Source organism: Curtobacterium sp. 9128 (genome assembly GCF_007673775.1).
GTDB lineage: Bacteria > Actinomycetota > Actinomycetes > Actinomycetales > Microbacteriaceae > Curtobacterium.
In genome coordinates, this window is record NZ_VEAF01000007.1 from 38553 (window position 1) to 52908 (window position 14356).

At 69.4% G+C, this 14356-nt stretch carries 14 protein-coding genes; 1 reads left to right on the top strand and 13 read right to left on the bottom strand.

The window, feature by feature from the left end:
* The 10 genes from atpD to FS641_RS15195 form a co-directional block, all read right to left on the bottom strand.
* On the bottom strand, window positions 1-1455 hold the full coding sequence (gene atpD / locus FS641_RS15150; protein ID WP_144765305.1) for a F0F1 ATP synthase subunit beta: 1455 nt from the start codon (window positions 1453-1455) through the stop codon (window positions 1-3).
* A gap of 47 nt (window positions 1456-1502) precedes the next feature.
* Window positions 1503-2405, bottom strand: a complete 903-nt coding sequence (locus FS641_RS15155; RefSeq protein ID WP_144765307.1) for a F0F1 ATP synthase subunit gamma — start codon at window positions 2403-2405, stop codon at window positions 1503-1505.
* Window positions 2406-4034, bottom strand: coding sequence for a F0F1 ATP synthase subunit alpha (gene atpA / locus FS641_RS15160; protein ID WP_144765309.1), 1629 nt, complete (start codon window positions 4032-4034; stop codon window positions 2406-2408).
* A gap of 107 nt (window positions 4035-4141) precedes the next feature.
* Window positions 4142-4936, bottom strand: coding sequence for a F0F1 ATP synthase subunit delta (locus tag FS641_RS15165; protein ID WP_144765311.1), 795 nt, complete (start codon window positions 4934-4936; stop codon window positions 4142-4144).
* Between the two features lie 2 nt (window positions 4937-4938).
* Window positions 4939-5505, bottom strand: coding sequence for a F0F1 ATP synthase subunit B (locus FS641_RS15170; RefSeq protein ID WP_144765313.1), 567 nt, complete (start codon window positions 5503-5505; stop codon window positions 4939-4941).
* 9 nt (window positions 5506-5514) lie between these two features.
* Window positions 5515-5748 carry an ATP synthase F0 subunit C gene (atpE, locus tag FS641_RS15175; RefSeq protein ID WP_092096151.1) on the bottom strand — a complete coding sequence of 78 codons (234 nt, stop codon included), beginning with the start codon at window positions 5746-5748 and terminating at the stop codon, window positions 5515-5517.
* A gap of 61 nt (window positions 5749-5809) precedes the next feature.
* A complete protein-coding gene (atpB, locus tag FS641_RS15180; RefSeq protein WP_144765315.1) occupies window positions 5810-6670 on the bottom strand; it encodes a F0F1 ATP synthase subunit A in 861 nt (286 codons plus the stop codon).
* Window positions 6671-6778: 108 nt separating this feature from the next.
* Window positions 6779-7255, bottom strand: a complete 477-nt coding sequence (locus tag FS641_RS15185) for a hypothetical protein (RefSeq protein WP_186317791.1) — start codon at window positions 7253-7255, stop codon at window positions 6779-6781.
* On the bottom strand, window positions 7252-8538 hold the full coding sequence (locus tag FS641_RS15190; protein ID WP_144765319.1) for an MraY family glycosyltransferase: 1287 nt from the start codon (window positions 8536-8538) through the stop codon (window positions 7252-7254). The genes FS641_RS15185 and FS641_RS15190 overlap by 4 nt, the downstream gene beginning before the upstream one ends.
* Window positions 8535-9209, bottom strand: a complete 675-nt coding sequence (locus FS641_RS15195; RefSeq protein WP_144765321.1) for an L-threonylcarbamoyladenylate synthase — start codon at window positions 9207-9209, stop codon at window positions 8535-8537. The genes FS641_RS15190 and FS641_RS15195 overlap by 4 nt, the downstream gene beginning before the upstream one ends.
* Before the next feature lie 37 nt (window positions 9210-9246).
* Here FS641_RS15195 and FS641_RS15200 point away from each other — a divergent pair, with 37 nt between their 5' ends.
* Window positions 9247-9939, top strand: a complete 693-nt coding sequence (locus FS641_RS15200) for an HAD family phosphatase (protein ID WP_260855861.1) — start codon at window positions 9247-9249, stop codon at window positions 9937-9939.
* Between the two features lie 28 nt (window positions 9940-9967).
* On the opposite strand, the gene prmC is transcribed toward FS641_RS15200, so the two are convergent.
* Genes prmC through rho form a run of 3 tightly spaced genes read right to left on the bottom strand, consistent with a single transcriptional unit; the run spans window position 9968 to window position 14183 of the window.
* On the bottom strand, window positions 9968-10846 hold the full coding sequence (gene prmC / locus FS641_RS15205) for a peptide chain release factor N(5)-glutamine methyltransferase (protein WP_144765326.1): 879 nt from the start codon (window positions 10844-10846) through the stop codon (window positions 9968-9970).
* A 19-nt stretch (window positions 10847-10865) separates the two neighbouring features.
* Complete coding sequence (gene prfA / locus FS641_RS15210) at window positions 10866-11951, bottom strand: peptide chain release factor 1 (protein WP_144765328.1); 1086 nt, start codon at window positions 11949-11951, stop codon at window positions 10866-10868.
* Window positions 11952-11954: 3 nt separating this feature from the next.
* Window positions 11955-14183, bottom strand: coding sequence for a transcription termination factor Rho (gene rho / locus FS641_RS15215; protein ID WP_144765330.1), 2229 nt, complete (start codon window positions 14181-14183; stop codon window positions 11955-11957).
* Window positions 14184-14356 lie beyond the last annotated feature (173 nt).

Below are 14356 nucleotides of genomic sequence, written 5' to 3' on the forward strand. Positions count from 1 at the left end.
TCAGCGGTTCTCCTTCTGGATCTGCGCCCACTTCTCTTCGACGTCGTTGATGCCACCGACGTTGAAGAAGGCCTGCGTGGCCACGTGGTCGAACTCGCCGTCGGCGATCGCGCGGAAGGACTCGATCGTGTCCTTCAGCGGGACCGTGGAGCCCTCGACGCCGGTGAACTTCTTCGCCATGTACGTGTTCTGCGAGAGGAACTGCTGGATGCGACGGGCGCGCTCCACCGTGATCTTGTCCTCTTCGGAGAGCTCGTCGACACCGAGGATGGCGATGATCTCCTGCAGCTCCTTGTTCTTCTGGAGGATCTGCTTGACGCGCGTCGCCGTCTGGTAGTGGTCGGCGCCCAGGTACCGGGGGTCCATGATCCGCGACGTGGAGGTCAGCGGGTCGATGGCCGGGTAGAGGCCCTGCGACGCGATCTCGCGGGAGAGCTCCGTCGTCGCGTCGAGGTGCGCGAACGTCGTCGCCGGCGCCGGGTCGGTGTAGTCGTCGGCCGGCACGTAGATCGCCTGCAGCGAGGTGATCGAGTGACCACGCGTCGAGGTGATGCGCTCCTGGAGCACACCCATCTCGTCGGCGAGGTTCGGCTGGTAGCCCACCGCGGACGGCATGCGGCCGAGCAGCGTGGAGACCTCGGACCCGGCCTGCGTGAAGCGGAAGATGTTGTCGATGAAGAGCAGCACGTCCTGCTTCTGGACGTCGCGGAAGTACTCCGCCATCGTCAGCGCCGACAGGGCCACGCGCAGACGCGTTCCCGGCGGCTCGTCCATCTGGCCGAACACCAGGGCCGTCTTGTCGAAGACCCCGGCCTCCTCCATCTCACCGATGAGGTCGTTGCCCTCACGGGTGCGCTCGCCGACACCGGCGAACACCGAGACACCACCGTGGTCCTGCGCGACGCGCTGGATCATCTCCTGGATGAGGACCGTCTTGCCGACGCCCGCACCACCGAAGAGGCCGATCTTGCCACCCTGCACGTACGGCGTGAGGAGGTCGATCGACTTGATGCCGGTCTCGAACATCGAGGTCTTCGACTCGAGCTGGTCGAAGGCCGGGGCCTTGCGGTGGATGGGCCACCGCTCGGTGATCTCGAGCTTCTCGTCGGTGTTGAGCACGTTGCCCAGCACGTCGAAGACCTTGCCCTTGGTGACGTCGCCGACGGGGACCGAGATCGGGGCGCCCGAGTCACGGACCTCCTGACCACGGACGAGGCCGTCGGTCGGCTTCAGGGAGATGGCACGGACGAGGTCGTCGCCGAGGTGCTGCGCGACCTCGAGGCCGATCTCCTGCGACGAGTCACCGATGGTGATCGTCGTGAACAGGAGGTTGTACATCTCCGGGATTGCGTCGTGCGGGAACTCGATGTCGACGACGGGACCCGTGACACGGGCGATCCGGCCGACACCGGGCGCCGACGACGTCTCGACCGCGGTGGTTGCGGTGTCGGTCATGGCTGGTGCCTTCCTGAGGGTGGATGTCTGTCCGCGAACGACGCGGACTACTTCTTCTTCGACGAGAGGGCGTCGGCGCCGCCGACGATCTCGGAGATCTGCTGGGTGATCTCGGCCTGACGGGCGTTGTTCGCGAGACGGGTGAAGTCGCGGATCAGCGAGTCGGCGTTGTCGCTCGCCGCCTTCATCGCCTTCTGGCGGGCGGCGTGCTCGGAGGCAGCCGACTGCAGCATGGCGTTGAAGATGCGGCTCTCGATGTAGACCGGGAGCAGGGAGTCGAGCACCGCGTCGGCGTCCGGCTCGAACTCGTAGAGCGGGAGCGGCTCGTCGTTGGTGGGCTCGTCCATGCCGTCGACGACCTCGAGCGGGAGCAGGCGGACGACCTGCGGCTCCTGGGTCGCGAGGCTGAGGAACCGGTTGAAGACGATGTGGATCTCGTCCACGCCGCCCTCCGCCGTGTCCTGGAGGAACTTCGACACGACCGCGTCGCCGATCTCCTTCGCCGTGGCGAACTCGGGCTGGTCGGTGTTGCCGACCCACTGCTGCTCGGACGGGCGCTCCCGGAACGCGAAGTACCCGACGGACTTGCGGCCGACGAGGTAGAAGACGACGTCCTTGCCCTCGCTGCGGAGCAGGGAGGCGAGCTCCTCGCCCTGCTTGAGGACGTTCGTGCTGAACGCGCCGTTCAGGCCACGGTCGGAGGTGAACAGCACCACGGCGGCGCGGGTCGAGGACTCCGGCTCGGTGGTCAGCACGTGGTCGACGTTGGAGAACGTCGCCACGGCGGACACCGCCCGCGTCACGGCCCGCGAGTACGGGCCGGACGCGGCCATGCGGGCCTGCGCCTTCTGGATCCGCGACGCCGAGATCAGCTCCATGGCGCGCGTCACCTTCTTCGTGGTCTTCGCCGACTTGATCCGCTGGCGGTAGACCCGGACCTGCGCTGCCATCTAGCGACGACCCTTGACGATCTGCTCCTGGTCGACGTCGTCGGCGTCAGCGGCCTGGACGTCCTCGGACCCGAGCGTCTTGCCGTCGCTCGTCTGGAAGCTCTTCGTGAACTCGTCGATCTGCTTGTCCATCTCGGCGACGGTGTCGTCGCTGAGCTGGTTCGTCTCGCGGAGCGTCGTGAGGACGTCGGAGTTGCGACGCAGGTGGTCGAGCAGCTCGGACTCGAAGCGGAGCACGTCCGACACGGGGACCGTGTCGAGCTTGCCGTTCGTGCCGGCCCAGATGGACACGACCTGCTCCTCGACCGGGTACGGCGAGTACTGCGGCTGCTTGAGGAGCTCGGTCAGGCGGGCGCCACGGTCGAGCTGACGACGCGAGGCCTGGTCGAGGTCGGACGCGAACATCGCGAACGCCTCGAGCGAGCGGTACTGCGCCAGCTCCAGCTTCAGCGTGCCGGAGACCTTCTTGATCGACTTGACCTGGGCGTCACCACCGACGCGGGACACCGAGATGCCCACGTCGACGGCCGGACGCTGGTTGGCGTTGAAGAGGTCCGACTGCAGGAAGATCTGGCCGTCGGTGATCGAGATGACGTTGGTCGGGATGTACGCCGAGACGTCGTTCGCCTTGGTCTCGATGATCGGGAGGCCCGTCATCGAACCGGCGCCGAGCTCGTCGGACAGCTTCGCGCAACGCTCCAGCAGACGGGAGTGCAGGTAGAAGACGTCACCCGGGTAGGCCTCGCGTCCCGGCGGACGACGGAGGAGGAGGGACACGGCACGGTAGGCCTCAGCCTGCTTCGACAGGTCGTCGAAGATGATGAGGACGTGCTTGCCCTGGTACATCCAGTGCTGGCCGATGGCCGAGCCGGTGTACGGAGCGAGGTACTTGAAGCCGGCCGGGTCGGAGGCGGGGGCCGCGACGATGGTGGTGTACTCCATCGCGCCGGCGTCCTCGAGCGCACCCTTGACGGAGGCGATCGTCGAGCCCTTCTGACCGATCGCGACGTAGATGCAGCGGACCTGCTTGTCCTCGTCGCCGGACTCCCAGTTGGCCTTCTGGTTGATGATCGTGTCGATCGCGATCGCCGTCTTGCCGGTCTGACGGTCACCGATGATGAGCTGGCGCTGGCCGCGGCCGACGGGGATCATCGCGTCGATGGCCTTGATGCCGGTCTGCAGCGGCTCGTGGACCGACTTGCGGGACATGACGCCCGGTGCCTGGAGCTCGAGCGCGCGCCGACCCTCGGCGACGATCTCACCGAGACCGTCGATCGGGGCACCGAGCGGGTCGACCACGCGGCCGAGGAAGCCGTCGCCGACCGGGGCCGAGAGGACCTCGCCGGTGCGGGTGACCTCCTGGCCCTCCTCGACGCCGGCGAACTCGCCGAGCACGATGGCGCCGATCTCGTCCTCGTCCAGGTTCTGGGCCAGGCCGAGCGTGCCGTCCTCGAAGCGGATGAGCTCGTTGGCCATGACGCCGGGGAGGCCTTCGACGTGGGCGATGCCGTCACCGGCGTCGGTGACGTGCCCGACCTCGGCCGTGGAGGCCTTCGTCGGCTCGTAGTTCGAGACGAAGTCCTTCAGGGCATCACGGATCTCATCGGGGCTGATGGTGATGTCTGCCATGGGATTTTCCTTGTTGGTTTCCGGGGCCTTCGGCTCCGAGAGGGTGATGCTGCCCGGTGGGGACAGTTCCCGTTGTGGACTTGGAGTGGCTGGTGCCGAGCGTACGCTCAGCCGGCGAGCTGCAGGCGGAGATCGGCGAGGCGCGTGGAGACGGTGCCGTCGATGACGTCGCCGCCGACCTGCACCCGGACGCCACCGACCACAGCGGGGTCGACGACGTGGTTCACGATGATGTCCCGGCCGTAGCGCTCCGAGAGGCCGCGAGCGACACGGGCCGCCTGCGCCTCCGACAGTGCCGACGCGGTGATGACCGTGGCGACGAGCTTGTCCGACTGGTCGGCCACGATGCGCGAGGCATCGCGGACGAGCTCGCCGATCCGGCGACCGCGCGGCTGCTGGACCAGGTTCGACAGGATCGTCACCGTCTGCGGTGACGACTTGCCGCCGATGAGGCGCTCGACGAGCGACCCCTTCTGGTCCGGGCTGCCGAGCTTGGTGCCGAGCGCGAGCTCGAGACCGGCATCGGAGCGGACGGCGGTCTCGAAGGCGAACAGCTCCGCCTCGATCGACGTGCCCGAGTCGGCCGTGGCGGCGACGGCGCGGACGCCGGCGTCCTCGATGCCCGCGAGCAGGTCCTCGTGCGAGGACCAGCGCGAACCCGCGACGGCGGTCAGGACGGCGCGCGTGGCGTCGGCCTGGCCGGCGAAGACGCGGTCGACGACGGCCTTCTTGCCGACGACGTCGGCGGTCGGGTCAGCCAGGAGACCGAGCAGCTGCGACGCACCGGCGACCACTCGCCCTGCGGCGAGGATCTCGGCACCGACGGCCAGGTCGACGTTGCTGCCGAGGTCGGCGAGCACCGCCCTGGTGGACGTCAGTGCTTCTCGGGTGGCGCTGCGCATGCTCAGTGCTCCGTCTCTGCCTGGGACGCCTGTGCGCTCTTCGACGACTCGAGGTCGGCGAGGAAGCGGTCGACGACCGCGGTGGCCTTGGCGTCGTCCTTGAGGGACTCGCCGATCACACCGGACGCGAGGTCCAGCGCGAGCGTCCCGACCTCGGACCGGAGCGACTGGAGCGCGCTCTGGCGCTCGGCCTCGATCTGCGCCTGGGCGTTGGCCGAGATACGTGCAGCGTCGGCCGCGGCCTGCTCGCGCAGCTCGTTGCCGATGGCGGTGGCGTCCGCGCGGGCCTGCTCACGGATGCGCGAGGCCTCGGCACGGGCGTCGGCGAGCTGCTTGTTGTACTCGTCGAGCGCCGCGGCGGCCTGCTCCTGGGCAGCTTCCGCCTTCTTGATGCCACCTTCGATGGCCTCGGTGCGCTCATCGAGCATCTTCGTGATGCGCGGCGTGACGACACGCCAGAACACCAGGAAGATGATGACGAAGGCCACCGCCGACCAGATGATGTCGTACCACTCGGGGATCAGCGGGTTGTGCGCCTCTTCCGCCGCGAGGATGAGTGCAGTCTGCATCGAGGAGCCTTACGCGAAGATGTAGTACGTCGCGATACCGATGAAGGCCAGGGCCTCGGTGAAGGCGATACCGATGTACATGAGGGTCGTCAGGCGGCCCTGGAGCTCGGGCTGGCGGGCGACGGACTCGATCGTCTTGCCGACGACGATGCCGACGCCGATGGCCGGGCCGATCGCAGCGAGGCCGTAGCCAACCGTCGCGATGTTGCCGTTGATTGCCGCGAGAACGGTCGTTGCGTCCACGTGTTTTCCTTTCGAGGTGCGGGTCCGACGGTTGCCGGCCCCGTAGGGGGTCAGTGAGGAATCAGTGCTCGTCGGCCAGCGCCAGCTGGATGTAGACGGCGGTGAGGAGCATGAAGACGTAGGCCTGCAGCAGCGCGACGAGGATCTCGAAGAAGCTGAAGGCGATGCCGAAGGCCAGCGTGCCGACCCCGAAGACCGCGAACAGGCTGTGGGACTCGACGAAGAAGAACCAGGTCGCCGAGAAGAACAGCACGAGCAGCAGGTGGCCGACGACCATGTTCATCAGGAGTCGCAGCGTCAGGGTGACCGGTCGCAGGATGAAGGTCGAGACGAACTCGATCGGCGTCACGATGATGTAGAGGTACCACGGGACCCCGGGCGGGAAGAGCGCGTTGCGGAGGAACGTGCCCGGGTGCTTGCGCAGACCCGCGTAGATGAAGGCCACGTACGCGATGATCGCGAGCAGCATCGGCATCGCGATGCGGCTGGTGCCCTGCAGGTTCAGGAACGGGATCAGACCCGTCAGGTTCATGAACAGCACACCGAAGAAGATGGTCGACAGGAGCGGCAGGAACCGCTTGCCGTCCTTCTCACCGAGGTTGTCGAAGGCGTTGCGGCGGACGACGTCGAAGCCGTACTCGATGAACGCCTGTCCTCGGTTCGGGACGAGCTTGAGCGCCCGGGTCCCCGCGAAGGCGAAGACGAGCAGCACTGCGACCGCGATGAAGCGGATGATGACGAGTCGGTCGATCTCGAACGGCGTCCCGGCGAAGAAGATCGCATCCGGGAAGAACTCGTTGATCGACGGACCATGGAACTCGGCGGCCTTGCTGCTCCCCGCCGCAACGGTGTTGGCCGCAGCGGTGAGGGACAGGGGAAGAGCGTGGGATAGCAGCGCTGTCTCCTGTGTCGGCGCGCGCACGTCATGGCACGCGATGGTGGACTGTGTGGAGGCTCGTCCGCTCCGAGCGCTTCGGCTCCGGGCGCGGACTCCTCAAACCCTATCAGGTGTGAGAGCCTTCCCGGGCTCTCAGGGAAGCCGGTCGCGCTTCTCAGCGTCCGCCGATCCCGGCAGGGGCACGTCGATCGGCACGCGGCCCTTGGCGATGACCGACACGTCGATCACCAGCGACCCGATGACGCCCGCGATGATCGCGATGGCGAGCACCGGCGTGTTCACCCAGTCGCGGTCCTTCAGCAGGACGAGCACCACGATGAACACGACGAACTTCACGAGGAACATCCCCATGATCGTCCCGAAGAAGGCGCCGGAGATCATCTGCCCGCGGGAGAAGCGGATCGCGAGCAGCACGCTCACGGCGGTGAGACCGCAGAACACGACGCTCATCACGGCCCCGACGAGGCCACCGACGAGTCCGGGTGTGCCGGCGACGAGGAGCCCGACGACTCCCCCGACGACGGCGAGGCCGACGGCGAGCACGGCCCCCTGCACGAGGATGCGGCGGAAGAGCGGGCTGACGTGGTCGAGGCCGTTCGGCGTGGTCACGAGGGGTCTCCAGGGGTCGAGTGGTGCGTCGGGGGCGGGCCTGCCGGCCGGGTCCGGGTCGGACGGGTCACCGGACGCCCGTCGCGTTCTGCCGCCGCCCGGTCGAGCGGGTCGAGACTCGGGTCCACGACTCCGGCGCGGGACGTGGTCTGGACGGCGATCTCGGTGCGCTTCCGGCCGAGCGGCGCGAACGTCGCGATCGCGCACACCGTGAAGCCGACGGCGACGAACGCGACGACCCACCACCAGTTGAAGAACAGGAACAGCAGACAGCCGACCGCCACGGTCGCCGTCCAGGCGTAGAAGATCAGCACCGCGTGGAAGTGCGAGTGCCCCATGTCGAGCAGGCGGTGGTGCAGGTGCTTCCGGTCCGCGGAGAACGGGGACTTGCCCGCGCTCAACCGCCGGACGACCGCGAGCCCGAAGTCGAGGATCGGCACGATGAGGATCGCGAACGGGAGCAGGATCGGGATGAACGCGGGCAGCAGGTCGGTCCGGGTCCGCACGGCGGCCGGGTCGATGTTGCCGGTGATGGACACCGCACTCGTGGCCATGAGGAACCCCACGAGCAGCGCGCCGGCGTCCCCCATGAAGAGCTTGGCCGGGTGCCAGTTGAGGATGAGGAAGCCGAAGCACGCCCCGACGAGGACGGCGGTGAGCAGCGACGGCAGGTTGAAGAAGAACTCGGTCTGCACGACCACGCGGTTGATGAAGAACGTGTAGAGGAAGAACACCCCGCCGGCGATGATCGCGACGCCGGCGACCAGGCCGTCGAGCCCGTCGATGAAGTTCACGGCGTTCATCACCAGCACGACGGCGAGCACGGTGAAGATCAGGCTCATGTACGAGGAGCCGACACCGAGGGTGTTGCCGATCGGCAGCGAGACGATGGCGACGCCCTGCCAGGCGAGGATGCCCGCGGCGATGATCTGCCCGGCGAGCTTCGTCATCCAGTCGAGGTCCCAGATGTCGTCGGCGACGCCGAGCACCACGATGATCGTCGCACCGGCCAGGACCGCCAGCACCCGACCGGGTTCGGCGAAGACCAGCCGGAAGTAGTCGACACCGGCGATCTCCGGGAAGAGGAACCACGCACACAGCAGCGAGACCATGACGCCGATGAACATCGCGATCCCGCCGAGCCGAGGCGTCGGGGTGCGGTGCACGTCGCGTTCGCGGACCTTCGGGTACCACTTGTACTTCAGACCGAGCTTCCAGACCAGCAGGCTGACCAGGAAGCTCACGACCGCGGAGATCAGCCCCGCGAGCAGGTAGTACTTCACGTGACGAGGTCGGCCCCCACGACCCGTTCGATCTCGGAGTCGGGGATGACGCCGTGGCGCACGATGCGCAGCCCGTCGCCCGTCGCGAGGCCGGTCGCGTCGACGATCGTCGAGCCGGTCGACGCCGCGAAGCCGTCGTGCGGCGCGAGGTCGCCGCCGTCGAGGTACACCGCGACGCTGTCGCCGAGCATGCGCTCCGCGGCGTCGATCGTCATCGCCGCCGGGTCTCCGGTGGAGTTCGCCGACGACACCGCGAGCGGGCCGACCTCCTGCAGGAGTTCGAGGGCGATCCGGGAGTCCGGCATCCGGAGCGCGACGGTCCCCCGGGTCTCACCCAGGTCCCAGTCGAGCGACGGCTGTGCACGGAGGATCACGGTGAGGCCACCCGGCCAGAACTCGTCGACGAGGTCACGCACGGGCTGGGGCACGTCGCTCGCGAGCGCCTCGAGCGTCGGCGGCCCGGGGATGAGCACGGGCGGCGGCGACTGCCGGGTCCGCCCCTTCGCGTCGAGGAGCCGCTGGACCGCGGCCGCGTCGAATGCGTCCGCGGCGAGACCGTAGACGGTGTCGGTGGGGACGACGACGAGCTCTCCCCGTCCGAGAGCGGCGCGTGCGAGCCGCATCCCGGTCAGGAGCCCGTCGGGATCGGTGCAGTCGTATCGGGATGCCATGACTCGACGATGATAGTGCGCCACAATGGAGGACATCGTGAACGAGACGCCCGCGCCCCGACTCCTGTTCCTCTTCGACATGGACGACGTGCTCGTCCGCTACGACTGGCAGACCCGGATGGCCGGCCTCACCGCCATCACCGGCCACGACCTCGGCGAGCTCCGTCGACGCTGGTGGCGGTCCGGCAACGAGCAGCGCGCCGAGGCCGGGCACTTCGCCGACGCGGACGCCTACCTGGCCGCCTTCCAGCAGGCGATGGGCTGCGACGTCCCGGAGTCCGAGTGGGCCAGGGTCCGCGGTGCGGCGATGACCGAGCTCCCGGAGCGGATCGAGGCGGTGCGCATCGCGAGCGAGCACGGCCGCGTCGCACTGCTGACGAACAACGGTCCGCTCGCGGGGCGCTGGATCGCCACGTGGGCGCCGTCGCTGCCGCCGCTCTTCGGCGACCACCTCGACACCTCGAGCGACTTCGGTGCGCGCAAGCCCGAGCCGGAGGTCTTCCTCCGCGCGCTCGAGCACCACGGGGCACGCCCCGAGGACACCTTCTTCGCCGACGACATGCCGGAGAACGTCGCGGGTGCGCGGAGCGTCGGCATCCACGCGGTGCTCGTCGAGCAGGACACCGACCTGCGCGAGGCGGTCCGTGCGTTCGTCGCCACCAAGGACGACCGGGAGGCCCGGCTCACGTCTTCGACGCCGACCTCCTCCGCAGGCTCCGTCGGCGCGTAGACGCAACGCTTCGCGTCGCGCGTGATGTCTACGCGCGCGTCGCGGTGGTCGTGCGATCGCGCCCGGTCAGGTCGACGTGCGTCTCCGGGGACCGGAACCCACGGCGCGCCAGGACCGCGCGCACGGCGGCGCCCTGCGGCTCCGCGTGCTCCACGACGAGCAGGCCGCCCGGGACGAGCAGCCGCCACGCCGTCTCGGTGAGCGCGCGGACCGCGTCGAGCCCGTCCGGACCACCGTAGAGGGCCAGCGCCGGGTCGTGGTCCCGCACCTCGGGGTCGACCGGCACGGCGTCGTCCGGCACGTACGGCGGGTTCGAGACGACGACCGACACCCGGCCGTCGAGCTCCGGGAACGCATCGGCGAGGTCACCCTCGACGAGCCGGACGGTCCCGCCGTGGGCCGCGACGTTCCGCCGGGTCCAGGGCAGCGCGTCCGCCGACCGCTCGACCGCGTAGACCACGGCGTTCGGCACCTCGGTGTCCATGGCGATCGCGATGGCACCGCTCCCCGACCCGAGGTCGACCGCGATCGGCTCCGGGACCGCGGTGGCCCGCAGCGCGTCGATGCCGAACTGTACGACACCCTCGGTCTCCGGCCGCGGGACGAACACCCCGGGTCCGACGGCCAGGGTCAGCGCGCGGAAGTGCGCCTCGCCGGTGATGTGCTGCAGCGGGATCCGGGTGACGCGCCGGGCGACCGCCTGCCGGAAGCGGTCGACGTGCTCCCCCGCGATCGCCCCGCCGGTGAGGGCGCGCGCCTGCACGGCGCCGCGCGACGTGTCCGTCGCCCAGGCGAGCAGGAGCTCTGCGTCGACGCGCGGAGTCGGGACGCCGGTGGCGACGAGCGCGGCGGTCGCCTCGTCGAGGAGGCGATCCGCCGCGTACGGGAGGGGCGTGTCGGGGGTGATCCGGGCCTCCAGGCTGGTGCTACTGGTCGTTCTGGTCGCCGACGGCGGCCAGGCGGGCCTCTTCGTCGGCGCGGATGGCCGACTCGATGACGGGCTCGAGCGCGCCGTTCATGACGCGGTCCAGGTCGTACGCCTTGTACCCGGTGCGGTGGTCCGCGATGCGGTTCTCCGGGAAGTTGTACGTGCGGATGCGCTCGGAACGGTCCATCCCGCGGATCTGTGACCGACGGGCGTCGGAGGCGATCGCGTCGAGCTCCTCCTGCTGCTTCGCGAGGATGCGGGCGCGCAGGACGCGCATCCCCGCCTCGCGGTTCTGCAGCTGCGACTTCTCGTTCTGCATCGCGACCGTGATGCCCGTGGGCAGGTGGGTGATGCGCACCGCGGAGTCCGTCGTGTTCACGGACTGGCCACCGGGACCCGACGAGCGGTAGACGTCGATCTTGAGGTCGTTCTGGTTGATCTCGACCTCCTCCGGCTCGTCCACCTCGGGGAAGACGAGCACGCCCGTGGTCGACGTGTGGATGCGCCCCTGCGACTCGGTTGCCGGCACACGCTGCACGCGGTGCACGCCACCCTCGTACTTCAGGTGCGCCCAGACGCCCTGCGCGGGGTCGGACGAGTTGGACTTGATGGCGACCTGGACGTCCTTGTAGCCGCCGAGGTCGCTCTCGGTGCGCTCGAGGAGCTCGACCTTCCAGCCCTTGGACTCGGCGTAGTGCGAGTACATGCGGAGCAGGTCCGCCGCGAACAGCGCCGACTCCTCGCCGCCCTCGCCGCCCTTGATCTCCATGATGACGTCGCGGCCGTCGTCGGGGTCACGCGGGACGAGCAGCCGACGGAGCCGCTCCTGGCGCTCTGCGAGCTGCTCCTCGAGCCCGGGGACCTCGTCCGCGAACGCCGGGTCCTCGCGGGCGAGTTCCCGGGCGGCGGCGAGGTCGTCCCCCGCCGCCGTCCAGGCCTCGTACGCGGACTTGATCTGGTTGAGCTCGGCGAAGCGCCGGTTGACCTTCTTCGCGCGGGCCGCGTCGGCGTGGAGCGCGGGATCGGACAGCTGCTGTGTCAGGTCCTCGTGTTCCGCCAGCAGCCCTGCCACCGACTCGAACACCGGCTACTCCTGGTGGCCGTGGTGACCGTTCCCGGTCGCCGGGACGGACTTCTGCACCTGGACCAGGAACTCGACGTTCGACTGCGTCTCCTTGAGGTTCCGCAGCACGATCTCGAGCGCCTGCTGCGGGTCGAGCCCGGCGAGGGCACGGCGCAGGCGCCACGTGATCTTGACCTCGTCGGCGGAGAGCAGCTGCTCCTCGCGACGGGTCCCGGAGGCGTTGACGTCGACGGCCGGGAAGATCCGCTTGTCCGCCAGGTGCCGGTTCAGGCGGAGCTCCATGTTGCCGGTGCCCTTGAACTCCTCGAAGATCACCTCGTCCATCTTCGACCCGGTCTCGACGAGCGCCGTGGCGAGGATGGTCAGCGAGCCGCCGTTCTCGATGTTGCGCGCGGCACCGAAGAAGCGCTTCGGCGGGTACAGCGCGGACGAGTCGACGCCGCCGGACAGCACGCGTCCGGAGGCCGGGGTCGACAGGTTGTAGGCGCGGCCCAGGCGGGTGATCGAGTCGAGCAGCACGACGACGTCGTGGCCCAGCTCGACGAGGCGCTTCGCACGCTCGATGGCGAGCTCGGCGACCGTGGTGTGGTCCTCGGCGGGACGGTCGAAGGTCGAGGCGATGACCTCGCCCTTCACCGTGCGCTGCATGTCGGTGACCTCTTCGGGCCGCTCGTCCACGAGCACGACCATGAGGTGCGCCTCGGGGTTGTTCTTCGAGATCGCGTTCGCGATGGCCTGCAGCACGACCGTCTTGCCGGCCTTGGGCGGCGAGACGATCAGGCCGCGCTGGCCCTTGCCGATCGGGGAGACCAGGTCGATGATCCGCGTCGACAGCTTCGCCGGCTCGGTCTCGAGGCGCAGGCGCTCGTTCGGGTACAGCGGCGTGAGGTCCTGGAAGTCGACGCGGTTCGCGGCGTCCTCGGCGGACTGGCCGTTGATCGTGTCGATCTTCACCAGGGCGTTGTACTTCTGGCGGCTCTGCTGCTCGTTGTCCCGCGGCTGCTTGATCGCACCGACGACGGCGTCGCCCTTGCGCAGGTGGTACTTCTTCACCTGGCCGAGGGAGACGTAGACGTCGCTCGGTCCCGGCAGGTACCCGGTCGTGCGGACGAACGCGTAGTTGTCGAGCACGTCGAGGATGCCGGCGACCGGGATCAGGACGTCGTCCTCGGTGATCTCCGGCTCGAAGTCGTCGTTCTGACCGCCGCGACCGCGCTTGCGGTCGCGCTGGCGACGGGTGCGGCCGTTCTCGGCCTCCTGGTCGCTGTGCCGCTGCTGCTCGTCGCGCTGGCTCTGGCTGCTCTGCGCCTGGCCGCCCTGGTTCTGGTTCTGCTGCTTCTGCTGGCCCTGCTGGTTCTGGCCCTGCTTCTGCTGCTGCTTCTGCTGGTCGCCCTGCTGCTTCTGCTGGTCGGCCTGCTTCGGCTCCGCCGGGGTCTGACCCTGCTTCTGCTGGTCGTTCCGCTCGGCGTCCTGGCCCTCGGCGGCGTCGCCGTTCTGGCCACGACCACGCCCACGCCCACGGCTGCGGCGGCCGCGACGGGGGCCGCCCTCCTGCTCGCCGTTCTGGTCCTGCTGGTCGTTCTGACCCTGCTGGTCGTCCTGTGCGTCGGACTCCGACGCCGGCTCGACGACCGGTGCCTCCTGCGCGCTCGTCGGGGCCGGCTCGGTGGCCTTCTGCCCACGGCGACGGCGCTGTCCGCCGTTCTGGCCGGCCTCGGCGGCGTCCTTCTCGGCACGCACCTGGTCGAGACCCGCGAGGAGGTCCTCGGTCCCGGTCTGGCCGTGGTTCGTGTGCTCGGCCGCCGTCGTCGGTGCCGTGGTGACGGTGCCGCCGGAGCTGGCGCGACGCGAGCGTCGGCCACGCGACGGCGCCTCGGTCGTCGGGGCGTCCGCGGTGGTCTCGACAGCGGCGTCCGGCTCGGGCAGCGTCAGCTGCGCGGCGGTCGTCGCTGCGGCCGGCTCGGCAGCCGTCGTCGGCTCGGAGGCCGGGGTCGGCTCGGAGGCCGGGGTCGCCTCGGCAGCGGACGGCGCCTCGGCAGCAGCCGGCGCCGCGGCAGCAGCCGGCGCCGCAGGGCGTCGGTCCTCGATGGAGGCGATCAGGTCGCCCTTGCGGAGCTTCGAGAGCCCGGTGATGCCGAGCGCGGAGGCGATCCGCTGGAGCTCGGGGAGGCGCAGAGCGCGCAGGTCGCTGGGGATCTCCGCGGCTTGCGCAGAGTTGTTCACGTCGGTCAAGTTCCTGTGTTCCTTCCGAACCGCAGAGCGCGGAGATGCACCACCGACCCCCGCACGGCTCGTGCCTGCGCGGGTCGGCAGGCAGCGGTGTGCGACGGCCGCCGTTCAGACGACGGCCGGGGATCAGTGATCTGAGGGAGATCGCACCCGCGGTCCGAGACTCCGAGCTGGCC